Here is a 23,406-nt window from a genome sequence, read left to right as displayed (position 1 = left end):
ATGCCGCGCACCGCCCTCTACACGCCAACCAGCGCCGGCAACTCCACTTCGTACGACAGGCGCTCGGACCAGCGGCTCGTCTGTGATTGACGCATCACGTGGCTCGCAGGCGTCGCACTATCGACGTGTATCTGCAAGCGCGCTGGATAGCGGGCGTGTTTCTTCTCGAGAATGGCGCGGCTCAGAAATTCGGCACTATAGGCTCTCAGCAAGTGCGGATGCTGCGCTTCGATGTACGCGGCAATCTGCTCCTGTTCGCAGTCGATCATGGCAAGCGACGTCAGCGTGCGCTCATCCCAACGGAAGCGCAGGCCGAGTTCGTCGAAAGCGGTGTTATAGGCGCACAGTTGCGCCTGGACTTCCGCATCGGGCTCGCTGTCGCGAGCATGCAATTGAACTGGGTTCATGGTCGTCTCCTTCCGGCAAATGACATTGATCCAGAATAGAAGAGCCCATGAATAAACAATAGTTAAAGTTTTTTCGAAAAACGATAGCCTTTTGTTTATACATTCGATCGCCGTTGCGACCACGACTGTGGGCACAGACCCATTCCCTGCAACTCTTTGCCTCCCGCATGCGTAGTATCGCAGGAAATCTGACGAGTTCCAGCGCCGCGAAAACCCCGTCACACGTGCTTTTCGAGCCGTTCAATTCCCGCGGCGACCACGTGCCGAACGAAACCGCGTTCGTCCGCCTGCGCGCGAAAAACTCAGCAGTCAGTCACCCTCGGGAAAATCCGCCCTCGGCGAAAAGTCACTTTCCGCAGCCACTCCAAGTCAAAAGGGTAGACCCTTATATTACGGATGACTAATACAAACCATAAAATGTTTTAACTTTCGTTTATCGCCAATCTCGCGCAGCATCCCATCACACACGTTGCACCGTGCAATAGCTTTCTCTCAACTGTTGTGCACTCAGCGAGTCAGGGTTGTCGTTAGTACAGTTCTTTCTGGCCGACCATTGGCGCTTCATCGCCCGCAGGCAAACGGCGACGCAGCGATTCGATCACGTAAGTTCAACGCGCCACTCGAGCGCGGCAGAACAGGAGACGGAGACATGGGATATTCCAACGTATCGGAAGGCGGCCGCGCACCATTCTGGCAACACCGGTGGGTGCAACTCGCCATCGGCATCATGTGCATGGGGCTCGTTGCGAATCTGCAGTATGCGTGGACGCTGTTCGTCGTACCGATGGACAACAAGCACCATTGGGGCCAGGCGGCGATCCAGACCGCCTTCACGATCTTCATCGTCACCGAAACCTGGCTCGTGCCCGTGGAGGGCTGGCTCGTCGACAAGTTCGGGCCGCGCCCCGTGGTGAGCGGCGGCGCACTGTGCGCAGCGCTCGGCTGGATTATCAACGCGCATGCGACCACTCTCGCCGAGCTGTACGTCGCAGCCGTCATCGCCGGCATTGGCGCAGGCTGCGTGTATGGCACCTGCGTCGGCATGGCGCTCAAATGGTTTCCGGACAAACGCGGTCTTGCAGCCGGGTTGACCGCAGCGGGTTTCGGCGCCGGCGCGGCCGTCACGGTGATACCGATTGCCAACATGATCCAGCGTTCGGGCTACGAGCACGCGTTCATGTTCTTCGGCATTTTCCAGGGTGTCTTCATCCTGCTGCTCGCCACCATGTTGGTCCGGCCGAAGCCGCCCGCCAATGCGATCCCGGCTAAACGTATCGTTGCCAGCAAGATCGACTACACGTCCGGCCAGATGATCCGCTCGCCGCTCTTCTGGGTGTTGTATTTCATGTTCGTATTCGTGGCAGCCGGCGGCATCATTGCGACCGCGCAGCTCGGGCCCATCGCGAAGGAATTCGGTTTTGCGAGGCTGCCTGTGAGTTTGATCGGCATCACGCTGCCGCTCCTCACGATGACGCTGTCGATCGACAACCTGTGCAATGGCCTCACCCGTCCCCTCTGCGGTTTTCTGTCGGACCGCATCGGCCGCGAAAACACGATGTTCATGATCTTCCTCGGTGAAGGCGTCGCGCTGCTGGGGCTGATGCAGTTCGGCCACAACCCGTACGCGTTCATGTTCTTCGCAGCCGCCGTGTTCCTCTGCTGGGGCGAGATCTTCTCGATCTTCCCCGCGACTTGCGCGGACACGTTCGGCAGCAAACACGCCGCGGCGAATGCGGGCACGCTCTACACCGCCAAGGGTACAGCCGCGATGCTGGTGCCGATCGCCTCGCTGCTGTCGGCGAACGGCGGATGGAACACGGTGTTCATCTCAGCAGCAGTGATATCGATCGCCGCCGCCGTCTCCGCGAAGTTCGTCCTTGCCCCCATGAGAAAGCGCTGGATCGAAAACTCGGGCGCGCGAGCCGGCGTAGCCGTGGCCGAGCCGCGGCTGCAGCCATGGTCCAGCGGCTCATCCGAATAAACGACCACGTGAGCGCCCCGCTCACGACCCACCACACAACGCCCCGCCAATAAGGAGAGATGTCATGGCAGAAGCCGACCAGTCCACAACAGAGGACACGTTAAAACAACAGGCGACCGAAACGACCGACGGATTCCATCTCGTCATCGATGCGCTGAAACTGAACGACATCGATACCATCTTCGGACTGGTGGGCATCCCCATTACCGACCTGGCGCGACTGGCACAAGCGGAAGGAATGCGTTTCATCGGCTTTCGTCATGAGCAGCACGCGGGCAACGCGGCCGCCATTTCCGGCTACATCACGCAGAAGCCGGGCATCTGCCTGACCGTGTCGGCACCGGGCTTTCTGAACGGCCTGACGGCGCTCGCCAATGCGACCACGAACTGCTTCCCGATGATTCTGATCAGCGGTTCGAGCGAACGCGAAATCGTCGATCTGCAGCAAGGCGATTACGAGGAAATGGATCAGTTGAATGCGGCCAAGCCATATGCCAAGGCCGCGTTTCGCGTGCTGCATGCGGAGGACATCGGTATCGGCGTGGCGCGCGCGATTCGCGCTGCCGTCTCGGGGCGCCCCGGTGGCGTATATCTGGACTTGCCCGCCAAGCTGCTCTCGCAAACGCTCGATGCCGTGAAGGCGCAGCAGTCGCTCGTGAAAGTCGTCGACGCTGCGCCGCGCCAGTTGCCGGCGCCGGACTCCGTCAAGCGTGCGATCGAGGTGCTCAAGAGCGCCAAACGTCCGCTGATCCTGCTCGGCAAAGGCGCGGCATACGCGCAGGCCGACGCGGAGATTCGCGGCTTCGTCGAGCAAAGCGGCATTCCCTATCTGCCAATGTCGATGGCCAAAGGCCTGTTGCCCGACACGCATGAACAATCGGCATCGGCGGCGCGCTCGTTCGTGCTGCAGGAAGCCGACGTGGTCGTGCTGATCGGCGCGCGTCTGAACTGGCTGCTCTCGCACGGCAAAGGCAAAACGTGGGGCGCACAGCCGAAGCGATTCATCCAGGTCGATATCTCGCCGACCGAAATCGACAGCAACGTCGCGATTGCCGCGCCGGTCATCGGCGATATCGGTTCATGCGTGGCGGCACTGCGCGCCGGCATCGATGCGAGCTTCCGCAAACCGGGCGCCGAGTGGCTCGGCGCGATTGCCGAGCGCAAGAACAAGAATCTCGCCAAGATGGCCGAGACGCTTGACAAGAACCCGTCGCCGATGAACTTCCACAGCGCATTGCGCGCGATTCGCGATGTGCTGAAGACACGTCCGGACATCAACGTCGTCAACGAAGGCGCGAATACGCTCGACTACGCGCGCAGCATTATCGACATGTACGAGCCGCGCAAACGCTTCGATTCAGGCACGTGGGGAATCATGGGTATCGGCATGGGCTTCTCCATCGGCGCGGCGGTCACGACCGGCAAACCGGTTGTCGCGATCGAAGGCGACAGCGCGTTCGGTTTCAGCGGCATGGAACTCGAAACGATCTGTCGTTACGAGTTGCCCGTCTGCACGATCGTGTTCAACAACAACGGCGTGTATCGCGGCACCGACGTGAACCCGACCGGCGGCAAGGACGTCGCACCGACGGTCTTCGTGAAGGGTGCGCGTTACGACAAGATGATCGAGGCGTTCGGCGGCGTCGGTTATCACGCGAGCACACCGGAAGAACTCACCAAGGCGCTGCTCGAGGCAATCGCATCGGGCAAGCCGAGCCTGATCAATGCCGTCATCGACGAGGCGGCGGGCACCGAGAGCGGCCGCCTGACCAATCTGAATCCGCAAAGCGCGGCAATGAAAAAGTAATCAGGGTAACTACGGAGATATCGACATGACCAAACCTCTGGAAGGCATCAAGATCATCGACTTCACCCACGTTCAGGCAGGTCCGGCGTGCACGCAGTTGCTCGCCTGGTTCGGCGCCGATGTGATCAAGGTCGAAAGACCCGGTTCGGGCGACGTGACGCGTAACCAGCTGCGCGACATCCCCGATGCCGACGCGCTGTACTTCACCATGCTCAACAGCAACAAGAAGTCGCTCACGCTGGACACGAAAAAGCCCGAAGGCAAGGAAGTGCTCGAAAAGCTGATTCGCGAGTCCGATGTTCTGGTCGAGAACTTCGGCCCGGGCGCGTTGGACCGGATGGGCTTTTCATGGGAACGCCTGAACGAACTCAATCCGAAGATGATCGTCGCTTCGGTGAAGGGCTTCAGCGACGGCCATCACTACGACGACCTGAAGGTCTATGAAAACGTCGCGCAGTGCGCGGGCGGCGCGGCCTCCACCACCGGCTTCTGGGACGGTCCCCCGACCATCAGCGCCGCGGCGCTCGGCGACAGCAACACCGGTATGCATCTGGCGATCGGGATTCTGACCGCGCTGCTCGGCCGCGACAAAACCGGTAAAGGCCAGAAGGTCGCCGTGTCGATGCAGGACAGCGTGCTGAACCTGTGCCGGGTGAAACTGCGTGACCAGCAACGACTGGAGCGGGTCGGCTATCTCGAGGAATATCCGCAGTATCCGCACGGCGAATTCAGCGACGTGGTGCCGCGCGGCGGCAATGCGGGTGGCGGCGGTCAGCCGGGATGGGTGCTCAAGTGCAAGGGCTGGGAGACGGACCCGAACGCCTATATCTACTTCACGATCCAGGGCCACGCGTGGGAACCGATCTGCAAGGCACTCGGCAAACCCGAGTGGATCGATGACCCGTCTTACAAGACTGCGGAAGCGCGTCAGCCGCACATCTTCGACATCTTCAAGACGATCGAAGCATGGCTCGCCGACAAGACCAAGTTCGAAGCGGTCGACATCCTGCGTAAGTTCGACATTCCCTGCGCACCGGTACTGACGATGAAAGAACTGGCCAACGACCCGTCATTGCGCGCAAGCGGCACGATTGTCGAAGTGCCGCACAAGAAACGCGGCTCGTACCTGACCGTCGGCAGCCCGATCAAGTTCTCGGATATGAAGCCGGAAGTCACCGCGTCTCCGCTGCTCGGAGAGCATACCGAAGAGGTGCTGTTGGGCCTTGGCTACAGCCGGCAGGACATCTTCAATCTACGCGAAATCAAGGCAGTTTAACGGCGTCACGCGGGCCCGCTTCGGGCTCTGGCGTGCCAATGCGGCGCTCGTGAGGGCGCTGCATCCGCTTCAGATCCGCGTTGTTACTTCGGAGGAACGCCGTGCAAACCGCCATCGACTACCAGCAACTCGCCAACGCAATCGGCGACGCCATTATCATCTCCGATGCCGGCGGCAGCATCACTTTCTGGAACCCAGCGGCTGAACGCATGTTCGGCTTTACGCAGAGCGAGGCGCTCGGACAATCACTGGACCTGATCATTCCGGAACGCCTGCGCGGCCGCCATTGGGACGGCTATCACAAGACCATGGCAACGGGCCAGACCCGCTACGGCAATGATGTGCTGCGTGTCCCCGCGGTGGATAAGAACGGGCGCTCAATGTCGATCGCCTTTACCGTCGCGCTGCTGCATTCGCCGCAAAACGAGTTCACCGGCATCGTCGCCGTGATCCGGGACGAAACCACCCGCTTCCAGGAGGACCGACTGCTACGCAAACGTCTGGCGGAACTGGAAGCTTCCGCAGGCGCGTGAGTGGCCGTCGTCGCACGTTATCCGTCAGGCACTTCCCCGCATCAGGTGTAAAAATAGGGTTGCCGTTCAACTCCTTACAGTTGAACGGCCAACTCCTGGAGCGGGTTAAAGATGACACGCCTGATCGAACTGCGCCTCGCCAGTCTGCTGTTCTGCATGGCCGCGACTCAAGCTCATGCGGAACAACCGCGCGTCAATCGCGGCCACGACCCGTTCTTTCAGATCTCCAGGGCAATCAGCGAGTGCCCGACACCACTCGGCCCATTCGAAACGGAAAAGGAATGGCTCGACGACAGCCATTACCGGATCGAACGTGGCAATAGCTGCTGGATCGAGGGCCGCTGCCGTTTGTCGAACGCCTATCTGTACGACGCCGAAATCGCCGAGGCTGTGCAACGGCGCCTCGCCAACATCAACTATGCGACGCACTGGCGCGAACAATCCACCTTGTGGCTCACGCTGCAACGCCGCTTCATCTACGTGGAAGGCTGCGTCGCGCCGGGCTTCGACAAGCGCACATTCCTCGCCGAGCTTGCGAAGACAGCGGACGTCGAACGCGTGATCGACAACACGATCACCGACCCGCATGCCGCGCAACTGCCCTATCGAACACAGGCGAATCCGGACAAGCCGGTACGCGATCCGGGCAACTAGCGCGCCAGACGACTCGCGGTAACCCGCCCGCCACTGCCCGGCGACGTTGCAACAGCTATATCGGCAATCCTTCATAGCAACGCAGAAATCGATCTTTGGCCTTAACGACGTCATTGCTAACATCGGCGACCCGACACATCCGGTCAGCACAACAATGACAACACAGAGATCGCAACCCTCCGCATTTCGTCTCGGCCTCATCGGCGCCGCCGTCGCCAGCCTCGTGGTACTCGCCTCGTGCGGCGACGACAATCTGCCGAGCGCCAACGCGACGCCGACACCGGCACCCGTGGTTGCACAGAAGCGGCCCAACATTCTCTACATCATGGCCGACGACCTCGGCTATTCCGACATCCACGCGTTCGGCGGCGAAATCAATACGCCCAACCTCGACGCGCTGGTGCAATCCGGCCGCATCCTCACGAATCATCACACCGGCACCGTCTGCGCGATCACGCGCTCGATGCTGATCTCCGGCACCGACCACCATCTGGTCGGCGAAGGCACGATGGGCGCGCCGACCGACGAGCGCAAAGGCCTGCCCGGCTATGAGGGATACCTGAACGACCGCGCGTTGTCGGTCGCGCAATTGTTGAAGGACGGCGGCTATCACACCTACATGGCCGGCAAATGGCACATCGGCTCGGGCATCGTCGGCAGCACGACGGGCGGCGGACAGACGCCGGACCAATGGGGCTTCGAGCATAGCTACGCGCTGCTCGGCGGCGCCGCGACCAATCACTTCGCGCACGAACCGGCGGGCTCGAAGAACTACACCGAAGACGGCCAGTATGTGCAACCCGGCCAGCCGGGACAACCGGGCGGCGCCGGGGGCAGCCCCGCCGTGTTCTACTCGACCGACTTCTACACGCAACGCCTGATCTCGTACATCGATTCGAACAAGGGCGACGGCAAGCCGTTCTTCGCGTATGCCGCATACACGTCGCCGCACTGGCCGCTGCAGGTGCCCGAGCCTTATCTGCACAACTACGCCGGCAAATACGACGCCGGTTACGACGTGATCCGCAACGCGCGCATCGCGCGGCAAAAAGCGCTCGGCATCATTCCGAACGACTTCGTGCCGTACGGCGGCGCATCGGAGACGCTCGTCGCGAGCCCCGCTACCGCGAACAACGGCACGGTGAACGCGAAGTACGTGAGCGCCGTGCATAGCGCCGCGCAAGGCTACACCGATTACGGCCCCGGCACCGTGAACAAGTCGTGGGACAGCCTCTCGCCCGCCGAGAAGAAAGCGCAGGCGCGCTACATGGAAATCTACGCGGGCATGGTCGAGAACCTCGATCACAACATCGGCCTGCTGATCCAGCATCTGAAAGATATCGGCGAATACGACAACACGTTCATCATGTTCCAGTCGGATAACGGCGCGGAAGGCTGGCCGATCGACTCCGGCGCCGACCCGAGCGCGACCGACATCGCCAATGCCGCCGAGCCGGTCTATTCGACGCTCGGCACCGACAACGGTCTGCAAAACGCCAAACGCCTGCAATACGGTTTGCGCTGGGCCGAAGTGAGCGCGACGCCGTTCCGTCAGACCAAGGGCTATTCGGGCGAAGGCGGCGTGTCCACGCCGTTGATCGTGCATCTGCCGGGTCAGACCTCGCAGAAGCCGACGCTGCGCGACTTCACGCACGTCACCGACAACACCGCCACGTTCCTCGCGCTCGCGCAGATTTCGCCGCCGACGCAAGCCGCACCCGCGCTGATCAACACGCTGAGCGGCGTCGATGAAAACAAGGGCAAGGTGGTCTACAACAATCGCTACGTGTATCCAATCACCGGGCAATCGCTGTTGCCGGTGCTGAACGATCAGGCCACGAGCGCGGTGCACACCGCATCGTTCGGCGACGAAGCGTACGGGCGCGGTTATCTGCGCAGCGCCGACGGCCGCTGGAAAGCGTTGTGGACCGAGCCGCCGCTCGGTCCCGTGGATGGCCACTGGCAGCTGTTCGACATGAACTCGGATCGCGGCGAAACGCAGGACGTGTCGACGCAGAATTCGTCGGTGATCGACGGCCTCGTACAGCAGTGGAACAACTACATGAGCAGCGTCGGCGGCGTCGAGCCGTTGCGTCCACGCGGTTATTACTGAGCACGCGATGACGTTTCGATTCAAGCTCAAAAGCGGCGCGGCGCTGTACGGCGCCTACGCCGTGCTCGCGGCGGCCGCCTTCGCCGCTGCGTTCACCGCCGCAGCGGTCGCTTCGACTGCCGCGTCGACCGCATTCGGCGGCCCCGCGAAACAAGGCGCATTCGACGACCTGAACCGCTCGCGTCCGCTGGCCGCGCTCGGCTCGGAAAAGCAATGCGCGCGCTACAGCGGTTTGCCCGCGCGCTGGCGCGACGATCCGCAGGCCGGCATGGTGCACCTGCATGGCGGCGACTTCGTGTTCGGCAGCAAGCTTGGCTATGAAGACGAGCGCCCCGCCAGCGACGCCAAGACACACGTCGCCGGCTTCTGGATCGATCAGACCGACGTGACGAACGCGCAGTTCGCCGCCTTCGTCAAAGCGACCGGTTACGTCAGCGATTCGGAACGCCAGGGCGGCGCCGTGGTGTTCCACTCGCCTACGCGCGAAGAGATGAACGCGCGCGACCTGGCGTGGTGGAGCTGGGTGAAGGGTGCCGCGTGGAATCATCCGACCGGTCCGGGCAGCACGCTCGACGGACGCATGAACCAGCCGGTGACAATGGTCACGCAAGCCGACGCACTCGCCTACGCGCGTTGGCTAGGCCGTGATCTGCCGACCGAAGCCGAGTGGGAATACGCGGGCAAAGCGGGCCACGAAGGCGCGGACCTCGACACCGCGCCGCGCGACGAACACGGCAAGCCGAGTGCGAACTACTGGCAAGGCGTGTTTCCCGTGCTGAACACCGACGAGGACGGGCACGTCGGGCTCGCGCCCGTCGGCTGCTATGCGGCCAACGACTTCAGGCTCTACGACATGATCGGCAACGCGTGGGAGTGGACCAAAGACGTGTACAGCGGTCCGCACCGGTCGCACACCAATGGCGATACCGCCGCCGTCGCGCCGCTCAGCCGCAGGCACGATACGCCGATGGTCATCAAAGGCGGTTCGTTTCTCTGCTCGCGCGACTATTGCGTGCGCTATCGCGCCGCCTCACGCGAACAGCAGGAGGCGGATTTGCCGGCCGCGCACATCGGTTTTCGCACGGTATCGCGGGATGCGTCATGAAGCCGCTTGAGATCGCGGCGGCGGCGCTGCTTGGCGTCGCCGCATTGTTGCAGCCTATGCAAGCCTTGGCGGCCGCGCCGGACCAGGTCATCAAAGTCGGCGTGAGCGCGGGCGCCCACGCCGAGATCATGGACCAGGTGCGCCGCGTCGCGGCCGCGCGAGGACTCGCGCTCGACGTCGTCGTGTTCGACAAACCGGCTGCGATCGACGCCGCGCTCGCCGCGAACAGGATCGACGCCGCGAGCTTCGAAGACGAGCCGAGCTTCGACGCGCAGCGCAAACAGCATCGCTATGCGCTCACGAGCGTCGCCACGACCGTGACGTTTCCGATTGCGCTGTACTCGCGCAAGCTGACGAACCTCGGCCAGTTGCAACGCGGCGCGACGATCGCAATTCCCGACGATCGGGAAGGCACCGCACGCGCGCTGATCCTGCTACAGAACTTCACGCTGCTGACGTTCAAGGACAGCGCGGGTCTGCATGCAACACTCGCCGACATCACGAGCAACCGTCTGAATCTGAAGATCCGCCAGGTGCCGCGCGCGCGTCTGTTCGACTCGCTGAACAGCGTGGCCTTCGCCGTGATCGACAGCGACGACGCGGCCCGTGCGGGCCTCTACCCCGCACGCGACAGTCTCGGCCTCGAAGACGCGCGCTCGCCCTATGCCAACGTGTTGACGGTTCGCGACAGCGACCGTGACGAGGCGTGGGTCGCACAACTGGTCGCCGCGTATCACTCGGACGACGTCGCGCATTTCATTCTCACTCGCTATCAGGACTCGGTGCGCCGGCCATGGTGAACGCGTTCTCGTTCGCGTGTTCGGCGTGCGGCAAATGCTGCAATAGTCCGCCGGCGATGACGTTGGCGGAGCTGTTCCGGCATCGCGACCGGTTCATCGGCTGCATTGCGATTGGCCGCATACCACGCAAGCGCGTGGGCGAACGCGTGCGCGTCGGGCAACATGAGCGCGTGCTCGATGAGGCGGATATCGCCGCGTTCGATACGCTCGCAGATACGCTGCTGCAGCGTGCCGGCGATACCTTCAGCATCACCGCGCAAGGCTACGACTACCCTTCTCTCGCGCGTTGCCCCGCGCTCGAAGACGACGGGCACTGCGCGATTCATTCGCACGGCAAGCCGCTCACGTGCGAAGTCGTGCCACTCGACCCGCTCGTGCCCGACACGCTGCAGCATCTGGTATTGGCTGCGCGCAATCAGAGCGCCGTGTATTTCGGCGCCGAATGCATTCGCGAAGGCGAACGCGAAGGCGCGGCGTTGATGGTCGCGCAAGGCCGCGTCGTCGACGCTCATGCAAAGGACGCGCTAATCCGTCGCCGCCTCGCACTCGAAAAAGAGCGCGAAGTGTGGGGCCAGGCTGTGTTCGAAGCGCTACGCAAAGAACTGTTCGACTCGCCCGCTGCGTTGGCGCGCATTCCCGCAGGCGGCTTTCTGACCATCTCGATCGTGCCCGCGCTGTTGACGGTCGCGTCCGTCTCCGGGCATTGCCGCCGGTTATGTGCCGACTATATCGACAGCCAGCTTGCATTGATCGACCGTTGCATTGCGCAGGCACTCGTGCGTCGCCGGCTGGAGGATCGTCCGGTCACCCTGGAATTGCGCGGCTTCGCGAACGCCTATCGGCACGCCAAGGCGGCGCTCGCCGAGTCTACTGTCATGGCATCGGACGGCGGCCACTCACCGGCTCCCGGTGCCGTCGAAGCCTACCTGAGCGGCGCGGTTCTCTAGTAAGACGAAGTCGCATACGTTTCAGCGTTCGCCGCCGTATTCGACTTTCATCGCTTGACCGTGCCTTTTCTACAGCTGCGTGTCCAGCATCCATACGAACTTCTCAATCAGCTTTTCGCTCAGCGGACGGTGCATCCATGCTTCGAGCGTGATGCGTTGCGACTTCCTGATGTCGTCCGCGAAGGTGGCGGTTTGCTGACGCGCAAAGTCGCGATCATAGATATTCAGGTTCGCTTCGTCATTCAGCTTGAAAGAGCGACTATCGAAATTGGTCGAACCGACCGACACCAGGTACTCGTCCACGACCAGCAATTTGCAATGAAACATGGTCGGTTGGTACTCGAATATCTCGACGCCCGCTTTGAGCAGATCGCCCCAACAGGCTCGCGACGCTTCGCGCACCGTGTGCGTATCGATGCGTTTGCCCGGCGTGATGATCTGCACTTTCGCGCCGCGTTTCGCGGCCTCGACGATCGCGTTGATAGTCAGCTTGTCGGGCACGAAGTAGGCGCTCGCGAGATGAATGCTATGCGTGGCGGCGGTGATCGCCATCAGATACATCAGCTGCATATCGTCACTGCCGCCCGACGGCGAGCTGCTGAACATATGCGCGAGACCGTCGCCCTGGGGATCGACGTGCGGAAAATAGTCCGGGCCGTGCAGTACATTGCCGGTCGCCTTGACCCAGTTGTCCATGAACACCGCTTGCATATGCCCGACCACCGGACCGGCCACGCGAAAATGCGTATCGCGCCAATGCTTTTCATCCTGCGCGTGTCCGGTCCATTCCGGCGCGATGCCTACACCGTCGGTAAAGCCAATCTGGCCGTCGATCACCAGCAGCTTGCGGTGAGTCCGATCGTTCATGCGGCCAAGGCCGGTCCAGTGCGGCTTGTGATACTGGATCACTGCCGCACCCGCGTCGCGTAGTATCTCCAGATAACGCCTGTCCATTTTCGACGAGCCGACCCAGTCGAGCAGAATGTGCACCGCGACGCCTTCACGCGCTTTATCCGCGAGGGCATGGGCAATCTGCTCGCCGATCTCGCCGGACCAATAAATGAACGTTTCAAATGTGATGGTTTTGCGCGCCGAGCGAATCCCTTCGAGCATCGAAGGAAAAATGCGGTCGCCGTTCAGCAGCATTTCAAAGCGATTGCCGGAGACGACAGGCGGGCCGAGCAGCAATCCCATCGAACGAAGAAATTGCGGATCGTCGCTCGCATACAGTCGTTCGATCTTGTGTTCGATCTTCTTCTCGCCGCTCGACAGATTGGCGATCACCAGAATGATGACCAGCGTGACGAATGCGGTAAGGGGAATGGTCAGCATGCGTGGCCTCGATGCTCAGCGGCAGAACACGCAACGCACGTCCTGCAGTTTGACGGAGAGTGCCGGACCCGAGGTCCGGCTTTAACCACGCATACCGGACGCATTGCGCGTGCCCGTTGCGGGCGCGCCCTTTGCTACGCCGCTACCTTGACTTACCTGACCAGCGCGAACGCTTCCCGGCTCGCAATCTCGCCCGCGCCATAGACGCCGACCACGGTATAGTCCGACGCCACGCATTCGAACGTCGAGTCCTGAAACGTAATCACGAAATGGCGCAATGCCGGCACCGCCGATCCGACGGTGACAATTTCCGCCGCGAGCGACGAGTTCACGACTTCGTGTGCCGCGTAGCCGAGCAACCCTTGCATGGCGAGTGGGTGAATCTCGAGATCGACGTCGCCCGGTGGACCGAGCCGATGAAACGCGGCATCGGGGAACAGCACCGTGCAGAAGGGATCGTCGTCGGGATCGAACGGTCCGAAGCGTTCAAAGTCGGCTTCCGCAATCGGGTAAGCCAGAATCACCCGGCGGTCGCTGGCGACGATGAACGGTTCGGCGGCATCGGCCGCCGGATGAGGAACGGAATCCAGCAGGACGACCTGGTCTTCCTGCCGGAGTGAATCGATCGTGCTAGTCATCTACTTCACGACTCCGTTGCGCTCATGCGCTCGCTGGCACCGTGGCGGTCGCGGCTTGCGGCGCTGCCGCAGTGCTGGTTACCGCGGTTTTAGCGGCGGCTTTGCGGACCGGCGCTTTTCTTGCCGCCCTCGCGACCGTGCTCTTCTTCGCGGCGGGTTTCACTGCGCCTTTCTTCGCTGCGACTTTTTTGCTTGCCGTTACTTTCTTCGCAGCAGCCTTTCTGGACACTGCGGCCTTTTTCGCTACAACTTTTTTCGCCGCGGCTTTCTTGCTCACCGCACCGCTGGTTGCCGCCGATCTGGCTTTGCCAGCTTTCGTCGACGCTTTAGTCGCTGCTTTAGCTGCCGCCTTAGTCGCAGGCTTGGCCGCGGCACCGTCGATCAGGAACTTCGTGCGGTCTCTCACCGTTGCGAGCCATGCGGGCGCCGGACCACGGCCGCTCCAGGTTGCACCGGTTTTCGGATTAAGGTACTTGGGCGGCTGCGCGCCTTTCGGCTGACCTTTACCGGCTTTTGCATGAGCGACCACGGCCTTTGCCGCAGACTTGAGTTCGCTTGCGCTATCGATCAGGAATTGAGTGCGGTCTTTCACGCCAGCAATCCAACCGGGGGCACGGCCGTGGCCCGTCCAGGTTGCGCCGGTTTTATGGTCGCGGTATTTCGCCGGTTTTCCGGAAGCACTGGCTTTTACCTTGCCGGTGCCGATATGGCCATTCAAGCCGCGCGCGACTCGCCTCGCCTTTGCTTTGGCTTCGATATCCTCAGTAGTCAAACCATGCTTGAGCATCAGCTCGCGAATCTGGTCGACCGCGACTTGCGCTTTTCTGGCAACAAGGATATCGGCCTGCGCCTGCAGTTTCTTCAGCTTTGCCTGGATTTGCTCTAACGTTGGCATTTGATTCCTCCCTTGGTGGTAATCGTCGAACTATGCCATGAATGAAAGAAGAAAGGCAGATCTGTGTGGTGTTTTAAGGCACCCAACGCACTTCCATCATCTGGCGTTCGAGTATGGAGCTTTCAGGTCCACTACTCAATTATCCGATCTCTCTTTCTTTTCCTTTCCCAAAGACTCTTCTTTTTCCTTCCAGTTCCGGCATTCCGACTCAGGCAGGCGTAAAAACGACAGCCTGGCGGTCGGCAATGTAACGCACACTACGTACAAAACGGTATTGTTGACCATCCGCGGTTATCCGGTTAAGTCCCAGACAGGTCAGCATCAGTATTTCGTCCGCCTGACAGGCATCGACCACCCCGGAATCCGTCAGATCCTCCAAAGTTCCGGACGGATTACCGACATAAACGCTGCGTACCTGCGTGCCAATTCGCATTAGGACCACACTTTCGCCTTCGTCGAGCGCCAACTCGAGATAGCCGGCAAGCGTGCGTAGCGACTCTGGCGTACAGGTTCCGGACTGATAGGTTGCAGCATTCCAAGGCGTCATTTCCGTTTCCCCGTACCCGCATCGATGAAAAGGTGGTTTGCCGTGCTTCGCGGCAATAGCCGCTTCTACTATAGGCAAGCATTTGAATATTCAAAGCACAGTAGTTCATTTTTTATTCGAAAGTGGGCTTTCCTGGCGGCCGGCTTTAAAAAAAGCAGTAGGGGCAATGAAAAATCCACGTTCGACGCCGACGAAATGCGTACGCGAGGACAGAAGTAACCCAACGTTACGGATTTCTCAGCCCTGTTTCACTTGTGTTGGGGCGGCGCTTCTACACTTCGGAGCGTGCCTGGCGGAAAACCGGCGGGAACTGAAACACGTGAACACGGGCACTGGGTTGGCTATTGAAAAGAACCCGGAAAGCACCACCTTCGGCAATCTCAACAGAACGGTACTCTCAGATGAAAGCGGGTTTTATCAAAGTCGCCCTTGCAGCAGCGGCACTCACTTCGGCCATGTCCGGCACGGCGAACGCGGCGGGTTGTCTGAAGGGAGCCGTCGTGGGCGGCGTGGCGGGTCACTATGCGGGGCATCACGCGGTCGTCGGCGCGGTGGGCGGCTGCATCGTCGGACGGCATGTAGCGAAGAAGCACGCTGAGGAACAGGCCGCCCAGCGTCAGCAAGCAAAGATGCAATAGTCTGGTCAGTAAAAGGAGCCGCCGCCGATATCACCCAGCTTCGGCAGCGGCTCCTTCTTCCGCTCTTACTCTAACCTACGCGATCCGCAGTCCGTGGGCAGGCAGAATCTCCTGTGTCGTCACGAAACGATGTTGTTTGACCGCGTCGTGAAAGCGCCGGTAATCGCTTTTCTCAAAGGTACTCGTCCAAACCGGTCTGTCCCCGGTGTCGTCGTCGCACTCCAAACCGGTCGCCAGATGTTTCCACGAACCTCGCCCCTTGGCGATATAAGCCGGAATCCGCTCTTTCAAACCCGGAATGCGGCCGGCTTTCACCCACTCGCAAACGGCTAGCAAGCGGTGGTTATCGTCCGCATGACGATTCGTATCGAGCAGATCGGTGAGCGTCTCTTTCACATCCTCCGGCAAGCCGGGCTGTATGTCGAAGTCTTCCCGTCCCGCCACATAGGCGCGCACTGCGCGGCAAGCCATATCGGCCGCCTCGACGAACTCCGGCAGGTTATGTCTCGAGATGAAGTTGTTTCTGCCGTCGATGTAATGCCAGCGAGCCCACGGCTGGTCGGGATAGTGCAACGCGGCGCCGTGACCGACGGGGAGCGCCAGCGTCAATACGTCTTCCTCGATGTGTTCCAGCAGATGGCCGGCCACGAGTTGGAGATTGGCAAACCAGCCTTTGCGCGTGCAATCCTGGGCCTCCAATAGATGCACCCGATTCCATGGGCTCTCTATCCCCGCGAATCCCTGATGCGCCCAGGTATCGACGTACGCGTGAAGCGTCACACCCAGTCGATGCAAACCGGTCTCCGAGTCGCGCTGCCGGATCGCACGCCGCACCACTTCGCGGGCGACCTCGCTGTCCGGCCGGCAGATAGCCTTCTCTTCGAGGGTTTCGCCTTCGGCGGCCGGCAGAAAATGAAAAGGCGTCCACACGAGGCAGTTCTGATCGTTCTCGGTGTTGGCGTAATCGAATAGCTTATGCGCGGTGGCAAACCGCTCGAAAGTCTCGCCGCCCTTGAACCGCAGTATTCCCCGGGTCGTCGCGTCGTCGACGTATTGGCAGGCATGCGCCACGGTCAATGCGTCGCCAGCCGTCATCCCGCCGACGCGTGCGGCGATATAGACCACACCATAGTGAAAGTCGATATTCATGGCTGGCGCTCCTGACGCGCGACGGATGAAGGCAAAGGTTCTCGACTGCGCGGCAGGGCGAATGCGGGGTCGGCGCGTGAGTAGAGAGTAGACGACCGAGAGCAGTCCGGCTTTAAAAAAAGACGCCTCATCCGTATTCGCCGATCGACGCGGTAAGGAGCGGTTCGCTTTGCCGAACGGCATGACTTGCCCGATCATGAACATTCAAACTTTCGGGATGCCGATAGAAGAAGGCGGCATCCAGATGGGGCAATGTCGCGCGCACAGACAAAACCTCTCCAGCAGTTCCGCCTGCGCCCCCTATATATACAAGAGCCTCAGGACAGATGAGCAACCGCCATCCGGCCATTCCATTGCGCGTTTAGATACTCGGTCGCAAGCAACCGGTGACAGCGATGGGGTAAATGTTCACTGCAAAGCAGGCAAGCCGATTGAAATAGATCGACATCCAGATTGCTTTCCACCCGGCGCTTTGCAATCAGTTCGACGTACTCCGCCGTGAACTGGTCCCAGGACAGTAGCTTGCCCTGATAGCGCTTCAGCAAATCCGGCTCGGGAGCGAGTTCCGGCATTTCGACGTACGCTGCATTGCACAACCTGTCGAGAAAGTACGGAAGGTCCTGCTTCTTCGCAAAGCCGGCCAGTTGCGAGGTGTTATTCAGGCGGACGTCGAGAACGGTGCGCACCTGGGCGTTTCGCAGCAAATCGAAAAAATGCTCGGCACTCTTGCCGGCGAAACCGATAGTTGCAACCCGCACGGCATTCTTTTCACGTTTCATGACGAATACCCAACAGGGGCGACTCCGCGCCCGGAGCAACAAAAAGCCCCGCAACGACATCCGCAGCGGGGCTCAATTGTCGACGCATTTCGCACCGGTGTTACTTGCCGATGCCGAGCAGTTCGATTTCGAACGTCAGATCGGTATTCGGCGGAATCGGGCCGACGCCACGATCGCCATAGGCGGTGGCCGCCGGGCACGTCAGTTTGGCCTTGCCGCCTACCTTCATCTTCTGGACGCCTTGCGTCCAGCACGGAATCACGCGATTGAGCGGGAACGATGCCGGGCCGCCGTGCTTCGCGGAACTGTCGAACTCGGTGCCGTTCGGCAACGTGCCGCGATAGTTGACCTTGACGACATCGTCGGCTGTCGGTTGGGCGCCCGTGCCTACCGTCAGATGCTGGACGATGACGCCCGAAGGCAGTTTGTCGGTCGTAGGCGCGGCGGCCATGGCCGTCGAGGAGAGAACAGCTGCGGCAACCAAAGCAACGATGGATTTCAAAGCGAATCTCCAGTGGGGTAATGCGCGCCATTGTAGCGGATCGCATGTTGCTTGCCGCGGCGCGGCAGTGCCATGCATGCCTTCTGTCGACTCGTGCAATCGACGCGAATCCGGTCTCGCGGAAAATAGCGTCCGTGGCCGACAATTCGCTCTATTGCGAGAGTGCCAGAACTGCCCAAAGCGCCGATGTGCCAATTGCGCAAACGGTCAGGTTCGATTGAACGTGCTTCAATCGAGCCGTTGCACCCTGTATCTATTAGCCGCCAATACCTCACCTCGCGCGTTGAAGTCGGCAAGCACCGTTTCACGTTCGCGCACATCGGCCAGCACCGCCGGATCGAATAGCGCGGCAATCACTTCGGCGCGATCACGGCCAGCCTGCGCAATGACGTCGCCGTACGGATTCCAGATTGCACTCGCCCCACATGCCGCCCAGCCACCGGTCGTACCGACGTGATTCGACAACAGCACGTACATGGTGTTGTCGAAAGCACGCGCGGGAAACCAGATACGCGACTGGTGATAGCCGGTCTTTGCGCTGAAGAGCGCGCTCGCCAGATAAGCATGCGCACCATTGACCGCCGCAAGCCGCGCATGCTCGGGAAATCCAGAGTCGTAGCATACGCTCAGCGCAAGCCGCCATCCGTCGAGTTCCAGCATGCAGCCCTGCGAGCCCGGCTGATAAATACGCGCCTCGCTGCTATAGAGATACTGCTTGTGATACGGCTCGATCTGTTCCCCTGAGCGGTTGAATATCAGCGACGAGATATGCAGATCATCAGCGCCACTTTCAGCCACCCTACCGCGCGTCGCCGCACCGACGATCACCGACGATCACCGCGATCTCGCGCTGTCGGCAAACGGCGCGAATCGGCTCGAGTCGCGGATCGTGTGCGTCGAATGCGTACTTCGCGGGGTCGCCGGCAATCAGATCCGGCTCGTAGCCGCTCAGGAACTTCTCGGGAAAAACCACCAGTTTCGCGCCCTGGTCGGCGGCAACACCGGTCAATTCGACCGTTCTCGCGATGTTGGCCGCCACATCGCCGGGAACTGGTTGTGCCTGCGCAGCCGCGATTCGCAATGAGGTTTGCGGCAGCAATACCTGTGTGTGACTCAACGTGAACCCCATAGTGAATGGATCGTTGCCATGCGCCGGCGCGGATTCGAGCGCAAGCATGAGCGAGCGAAGCCTCGGCATTTGACCACGGACCGCACTGCGATGTGAACCACCGCCACGCTTCAGTAGTCCACATAAGACATCCACCGCGAGCCATTCGTCGACACGCGACTCCCATGCCAAAGAGTACTTTCGATGACCGCGCCGACTGATTCCGACGAGTCCCTCGTTCCCACACCTGCCGTCGCACCGGAACGACGCCGGGCGCCCCGAGGACGCCGGATTCCGCGCAGCCGCGAACAGCAGGCGCGGCTCGACGCACGCGAACCGGCCTTCGAACCCTTCCCTTTTGCTTTAGACGAAGCCGCCACGCGCCGCCCGTTTGCCGACAAACTCCGCGAATGGTTCGAAGCGCGCCGCTGGCAACCCTTCGATTTTCAACGCGACGTATGGGCGGAAGTCGGCCGGGGCGCGAGCGGCCTGCTGCACGCGACCACCGGCGCGGGCAAAACCTGGGCCGTGTGGTTCGGCGCGCTGGGCGCCTTCGCGACGGCCGAACCCGTGTCCCGCAAGCGCGCGCCACGCACGCACCCGGACCCGCTCACCGTGCTCTGGATCACGCCGATGCGCGCGCTCGCCGCGGACACCGCGCGCGCGTTGCAAAGTTCGGCGGCCGAGCTTGCGGTGCCGTGGAGCGTCGGACTGCGCACCGGCGACACGTCGTCGGCCGAACGCGCGCGACAGAACCGGCGCATGCCGTCGGCGCTCGTCACGACACCCGAAAGCCTGACGCTCATTCTCACCCGGCCCGACGCGCGCGAGGTGCTATCGCACGTGCGCCTCGTGGTCGTCGACGAATGGCATGAGTTGCTCGGTAACAAACGCGGCACGCAGACACAACTCGCGCTCGCGCGTCTTGCGCATTGGCGCCCCGAGTTGCAGGTGTGGGGCTTGTCGGCGACGCTCGGCAACCTGTCCTTCGCCGCCGGCGTATTGCTCGCGCCCGTGAAGACGCCGCGCGTCAGCGTGCATGGCGCGCTGCCCAAAGCGCTGATCGTCGATACGGTCATTCCCGATACCATCGAGCGCTTTCCCTGGGGCGGCCATATGGGCATGCGCCAGGTCGGCGCGGTCGCCGATGCGATCGGTGAAGCGCAAACCTCGCTCGTGTTTACCAATACCCGCTCGCAATGCGAGCTCTGGTATCAGGCGCTGCTCGAAACGCGGCCCGAATGGGCCGGCCTGATCGCGTTACATCATGGCTCGCTCGATCAGGAAGTGCGTGAATGGGTCGAGCGAGGCCTCAAGGATGGCTTGCTGAAAGTAGTGGTGTGTACGTCGAGCCTCGATCTCGGCGTCGATTTCCTGCCGGTGGAGCGCGTGTTCCAGATCGGCTCGCCCAAGGGCGTGGCGCGTTTGATGCAGCGCGCGGGGCGCTCGGGGCATGCGCCTGGCCGTCAGTCGCGCGTGACGATCGTGCCGACGCATGCGCTCGAACTGGTCGAAGCCGCTGCCGCGCGCGAAGCCGTCGACAAGCGTCAGATAGAAGGCCGCGAAACGCCCGAGAAACCGTTCGACGTGCTGGTCCAGCATCTCGTCACGGTCGCGATCGGCGGCGGCTTCGACGCGCGTGAACTATACGGTGAAATTCGCGGCACCTATGCTTACCGGCAATTGACGCAAGCGGAGTTCGACTGGGCGCTCGGCTTTGTCGAAGGCGGCGGCACGTCGCTGCGCGCGTACCCCGACTACCATCGCGTGGCGCGCGAAAGCGATGGACTGTACCGCGTGCCGCGCGAGGATCTGGTGCGGCGGCATCGCAACAACATCGGCACCATCGTCGCGAATGGCACGTTGAATGTCGCGTATCTGGCGGGCGGGCGCCTCGGCGCGATCGAAGAGTCGTTCATTTCACGCCTTAAAACAGGGGATATTTTTACTTTCGGCGGACGTGCGCTCGAATTGATCCGTGTGCAGGACATGACCGCGTGGGTGCGGCGCGCCACGACCTCGCGCGGAGCGATGCCGCAATGGGCGGGCAGCCGCATGCCGCTCTCGTCCGAACTCGCCGACGCCACGCTGACGATGCTCGCGCGCGCCGCCGACGGCATCTATGACGAGCCCGAAATGCGCGCCGTGCGGCCGCTGCTCGAATTGCAGCAGAAATGGTCGGCGTTGCCCGAGCCGGGCGTGCTGGTGGTGGAACTGGTGAAGTCGCGTGAAGGACATCACTTCTTCTGCTATCCGTTTGCGGGGCGCACCGCGCATATCGGCCTCGGCGCATTGCTCGCATGGCGAGTCGCGCGCGAGAAGCCCGGCACCTTTTCGATTTCGATGAACGACTATGGTTTCGAACTGCTGTCCGCGCAACCCTTCGATTGGGCCGCACAATTACAAAGCGGGCTGCTCTCGCCCAACGAACTGGAGCACGACATTCTCGCCAGCCTCAACTCGTCGGAACTCTCGATGCGTCGCTTTCGCGAGATCGCACGCGTGTCGGGACTGGTGTTTCAGGGACATCCCGGTCAGCAGAAAAGCGCGCGGCAATTGCAGGCGTCGAGTGGCCTTTTCTATGAAATCTTTCGTCAGCACGATCGCGGCAACCTGCTGCTCAATCAGGCCGATGACGAAGTGCTGTTGCAGGAACTCGACGCGCAGCGCATGCGCCGCGCGCTCGAACGCATGATCGCGAGCCGGGTGGTGGTGACGCGGCCGAAAAAGCCGACGCCGTTTGCGTTTCCGCTGATCGTCGGACGCTTGCGCGAGAAGGTCAGCACGGAGAAGCTCGCGGATCGCGTCGAGCGGATGATGGCCGAACTCGAGAAGGCCGCGCGCACATGAAGCCATCTTCGTTGACGGTCCACGTCGCCGGGCATGCCCTGGTGCTGTCGAGTTTGCGGGCGAGTTTCGATCCTGTGCTGCGCTGTCTGTTCGTCGCTGATGCGCATTTCGGCAAGGATGCCGTGTTTCGCGCGCGCGGCATTCCGGTGCCGATCGGTTCGACTGCCGACAATCTGATGCGCCTCGACATTCTGATCGCGGAATTCGATCCGGCCATGCTCGTGTTTCTCGGCGACCTGCTGCACGCGCGCGAATCGCATGCGCCGGAAACGCTCGATGCGCTGCATGCGTGGCGCGCGCGGCATGCGCGACTGCGGGTGGTGCTGGTGGAAGGCAATCACGACCGGCATGCGGGCGCGCTGCCGTCTACGTTGGCTATCGAGTCTGTACGGGAGCCCTGGCTCATCGGGCCGTGGGCGTTGTGCCATCTGCCGCAGCGGGTTGATGGCGCGTATGCGCTCGCAGGTCATGTGCATCCGGTCTATCGGGTCACGACGCGGACCGATTCGGTGCGGGTGCCGTGCTTCCGTTTCGGGATCGAGTGTGGCGTGTTGCCGGCGTTTGGAAGCTTTACCGGGGGAGCGCGCGAGGAAGGACGTGGGACTCGAGAGAGGGTGTTTCTGGTGGTGCAGGAACGTGTGATCGAGATGGGTGGTGCGTTAGGGTGAGTGGACGGGGGTCGTCCACTCGGGTTGCGTAGGTTGCTTGTTTCTGCTGCCTGCTTCTGGCGCGGAGGTCGGCTTGCCGGCCTCCGCGCACTGTGAAGAAAACTATCCTCGTTTAGTGGTTGCCCCCTCCGTGACCACCGCCTTGGCCGCCACCGCCGTAGCCGCCACCGAAGCCGCCGCGACCTGCACCGAAGCCACCGCCGAAGCCACCGCGGCCTGAACCGAAGCCACCGTTGCCTGGGCCGCCCTTGCCGCCGGGGCCGCCGTTGCCTGCGCCGTTGCCGGGACCACCGTTGCCGGGGCCACCGCTGCCGGCGCCGCCAGGACCACCGCTGCCGGCGCCGCCGCCATGGCCTCCGTTGCCGGAACCACCGCCACCCGCGCCGCCGTTGCCGCCGTTGCCGCCGTTGCCCGAGCCGCCGCCATGGCCTCCGTTACCGGAACCACTGCCACCCGCGCCACCGCCGTTGCCGCCATTGCCGGAGCCGCCGTTGCCCGGACCGCCGCCATGGCCTCCGTTGCCGGAACCACCGCCACCTGCGCCGCCGTTGCCGCCATTTCCAGAACCGCCGTTGCCCGAGCCACCGCCATGGCCTCCGTTGCCGGAACCACCGCCACCCGCGCCGCCGTTACCGCCATTTCCAGAACCGCCGTTGCCCGAGCCACCGCCATGGCCT

General features: G+C 62.0%; 22 protein-coding genes and 1 pseudogene. 12 read left to right on the top strand and 11 right to left on the bottom strand.

Annotation, left to right across the window (positions count from 1 at the left end; all coding sequences use genetic code 11):
* Window positions 1-17: 17 nt before the first annotated feature.
* Entirely contained in the window at window positions 18-407 is a 390-nt protein-coding gene (locus tag PQQ53_RS05350; RefSeq protein ID WP_408323376.1) for a hypothetical protein, read from the bottom strand.
* Between the two features lie 649 nt (window positions 408-1,056).
* On the opposite strand from PQQ53_RS05350, the gene oxlT reads away from it, so the two are divergent.
* The 9 genes from oxlT to PQQ53_RS05305 all read left to right on the top strand — a co-directional run bounded on the left by oxlT (window position 1,057) and on the right by PQQ53_RS05305 (window position 11,623).
* Complete coding sequence (gene oxlT / locus PQQ53_RS05345; protein WP_408139076.1) at window positions 1,057-2,388, top strand: oxalate/formate MFS antiporter; 1,332 nt, start codon at window positions 1,057-1,059, stop codon at window positions 2,386-2,388.
* Window positions 2,389-2,452: 64 nt separating this feature from the next.
* Window positions 2,453-4,195, top strand: coding sequence for an oxalyl-CoA decarboxylase (oxc, locus tag PQQ53_RS05340; protein WP_408139078.1), 1,743 nt, complete (start codon window positions 2,453-2,455; stop codon window positions 4,193-4,195).
* A 25-nt stretch (window positions 4,196-4,220) separates the two neighbouring features.
* The gene (frc, locus tag PQQ53_RS05335) at window positions 4,221-5,471 is read left to right on the top strand and encodes a formyl-CoA transferase (RefSeq protein ID WP_168664366.1); all 1,251 of its coding nucleotides are present in this window, start codon (window positions 4,221-4,223) and stop codon (window positions 5,469-5,471) included.
* A gap of 101 nt (window positions 5,472-5,572) precedes the next feature.
* Complete coding sequence (locus tag PQQ53_RS05330) at window positions 5,573-6,004, top strand: PAS domain S-box protein (protein ID WP_408139080.1); 432 nt, start codon at window positions 5,573-5,575, stop codon at window positions 6,002-6,004.
* Window positions 6,005-6,115: 111 nt separating this feature from the next.
* The gene (locus PQQ53_RS05325) at window positions 6,116-6,658 is read left to right on the top strand and encodes a hypothetical protein (protein WP_408139082.1); all 543 of its coding nucleotides are present in this window, start codon (window positions 6,116-6,118) and stop codon (window positions 6,656-6,658) included.
* 154 nt (window positions 6,659-6,812) lie between these two features.
* The gene (locus PQQ53_RS05320; RefSeq protein ID WP_408323375.1) at window positions 6,813-8,771 is read left to right on the top strand and encodes an arylsulfatase; all 1,959 of its coding nucleotides are present in this window, start codon (window positions 6,813-6,815) and stop codon (window positions 8,769-8,771) included.
* Window positions 8,772-8,778: 7 nt separating this feature from the next.
* The gene (locus tag PQQ53_RS05315; RefSeq protein WP_408323374.1) at window positions 8,779-9,876 is read left to right on the top strand and encodes a formylglycine-generating enzyme family protein; all 1,098 of its coding nucleotides are present in this window, start codon (window positions 8,779-8,781) and stop codon (window positions 9,874-9,876) included.
* Entirely contained in the window at window positions 9,873-10,676 is an 804-nt protein-coding gene (locus PQQ53_RS05310) for a MetQ/NlpA family lipoprotein (RefSeq protein WP_408323373.1), read from the top strand. Before PQQ53_RS05315 ends, PQQ53_RS05310 begins: the two co-directional genes overlap by 4 nt.
* The gene (locus PQQ53_RS05305) at window positions 10,670-11,623 is read left to right on the top strand and encodes a hypothetical protein (protein ID WP_408323372.1); all 954 of its coding nucleotides are present in this window, start codon (window positions 10,670-10,672) and stop codon (window positions 11,621-11,623) included. The genes PQQ53_RS05310 and PQQ53_RS05305 overlap by 7 nt, the downstream gene beginning before the upstream one ends.
* Window positions 11,624-11,692: 69 nt before the next feature.
* On the opposite strand, the gene cls is transcribed toward PQQ53_RS05305, so the two are convergent.
* The 4 genes from cls to PQQ53_RS05285 all read right to left on the bottom strand — a co-directional run bounded on the left by cls (window position 11,693) and on the right by PQQ53_RS05285 (window position 15,035).
* Window positions 11,693-12,955, bottom strand: coding sequence for a cardiolipin synthase (gene cls / locus PQQ53_RS05300; protein WP_408323371.1), 1,263 nt, complete (start codon window positions 12,953-12,955; stop codon window positions 11,693-11,695).
* A gap of 152 nt (window positions 12,956-13,107) precedes the next feature.
* Window positions 13,108-13,593 (bottom strand): hypothetical protein, encoded by a 486-nt coding sequence (locus tag PQQ53_RS05295; RefSeq protein WP_408323370.1) that lies wholly within the window; start codon window positions 13,591-13,593, stop codon window positions 13,108-13,110.
* 22 nt (window positions 13,594-13,615) lie between these two features.
* The gene (locus PQQ53_RS05290) at window positions 13,616-14,488 is read right to left on the bottom strand and encodes an H-NS histone family protein (protein ID WP_408323369.1); all 873 of its coding nucleotides are present in this window, start codon (window positions 14,486-14,488) and stop codon (window positions 13,616-13,618) included.
* Window positions 14,489-14,696: 208 nt separating this feature from the next.
* Window positions 14,697-15,035, bottom strand: coding sequence for a hypothetical protein (locus PQQ53_RS05285; RefSeq protein ID WP_408139098.1), 339 nt, complete (start codon window positions 15,033-15,035; stop codon window positions 14,697-14,699).
* A gap of 401 nt (window positions 15,036-15,436) precedes the next feature.
* On the opposite strand from PQQ53_RS05285, the gene PQQ53_RS05280 reads away from it, so the two are divergent.
* Window positions 15,437-15,673 carry a hypothetical protein gene (locus PQQ53_RS05280; RefSeq protein WP_408139100.1) on the top strand — a complete coding sequence of 79 codons (237 nt, stop codon included), beginning with the start codon at window positions 15,437-15,439 and terminating at the stop codon, window positions 15,671-15,673.
* A 75-nt stretch (window positions 15,674-15,748) separates the two neighbouring features.
* Here PQQ53_RS05280 and PQQ53_RS05275 read toward each other — a convergent pair whose 3' ends face one another.
* From PQQ53_RS05275 to PQQ53_RS05255, 5 genes are all read right to left on the bottom strand, one after another.
* Complete coding sequence (locus PQQ53_RS05275; protein WP_408323532.1) at window positions 15,749-16,822, bottom strand: DUF6765 family protein; 1,074 nt, start codon at window positions 16,820-16,822, stop codon at window positions 15,749-15,751.
* Window positions 16,823-17,139: 317 nt separating this feature from the next.
* On the bottom strand, window positions 17,140-17,601 hold the full coding sequence (locus tag PQQ53_RS05270; protein ID WP_408323368.1) for a DUF488 domain-containing protein: 462 nt from the start codon (window positions 17,599-17,601) through the stop codon (window positions 17,140-17,142).
* Window positions 17,602-17,701: 100 nt separating this feature from the next.
* Complete coding sequence (locus tag PQQ53_RS05265) at window positions 17,702-18,052, bottom strand: FKBP-type peptidyl-prolyl cis-trans isomerase (protein ID WP_199731420.1); 351 nt, start codon at window positions 18,050-18,052, stop codon at window positions 17,702-17,704.
* Between the two features lie 279 nt (window positions 18,053-18,331).
* Window positions 18,332-18,901, bottom strand: coding sequence for a carbon-nitrogen hydrolase family protein (locus PQQ53_RS05260; RefSeq protein ID WP_408323367.1), 570 nt, complete (start codon window positions 18,899-18,901; stop codon window positions 18,332-18,334).
* Between the two features lies 1 nt (window position 18,902).
* Entirely contained in the window at window positions 18,903-19,220 is a 318-nt protein-coding gene (locus PQQ53_RS05255; protein ID WP_408323366.1) for a carbon-nitrogen hydrolase family protein, read from the bottom strand.
* A 195-nt stretch (window positions 19,221-19,415) separates the two neighbouring features.
* Between PQQ53_RS05255 and PQQ53_RS05250 the strand changes: the two genes are divergently transcribed.
* Window positions 19,416-22,061, top strand: a complete 2,646-nt coding sequence (locus tag PQQ53_RS05250; RefSeq protein WP_408323365.1) for a ligase-associated DNA damage response DEXH box helicase — start codon at window positions 19,416-19,418, stop codon at window positions 22,059-22,061.
* The gene (gene pdeM, locus PQQ53_RS05245) at window positions 22,058-22,729 is read left to right on the top strand and encodes a ligase-associated DNA damage response endonuclease PdeM (protein WP_408151966.1); all 672 of its coding nucleotides are present in this window, start codon (window positions 22,058-22,060) and stop codon (window positions 22,727-22,729) included. The genes PQQ53_RS05250 and pdeM overlap by 4 nt, the downstream gene beginning before the upstream one ends.
* A gap of 102 nt (window positions 22,730-22,831) precedes the next feature.
* Here the strand turns inward: pdeM and PQQ53_RS05240 are convergent.
* A pseudogene (locus PQQ53_RS05240) lies at window positions 22,832-23,406 on the bottom strand (hypothetical protein); the annotation flags it as partial.

It is taken from the genome of Paraburkholderia strydomiana (genome assembly GCF_046030495.1).
Lineage (GTDB): Bacteria > Pseudomonadota > Gammaproteobacteria > Burkholderiales > Burkholderiaceae > Paraburkholderia > Paraburkholderia strydomiana_A.
Note: the sequence above shows the minus strand (reverse complement) of the source record. Positions and strands in the feature narration are given on the sequence as shown.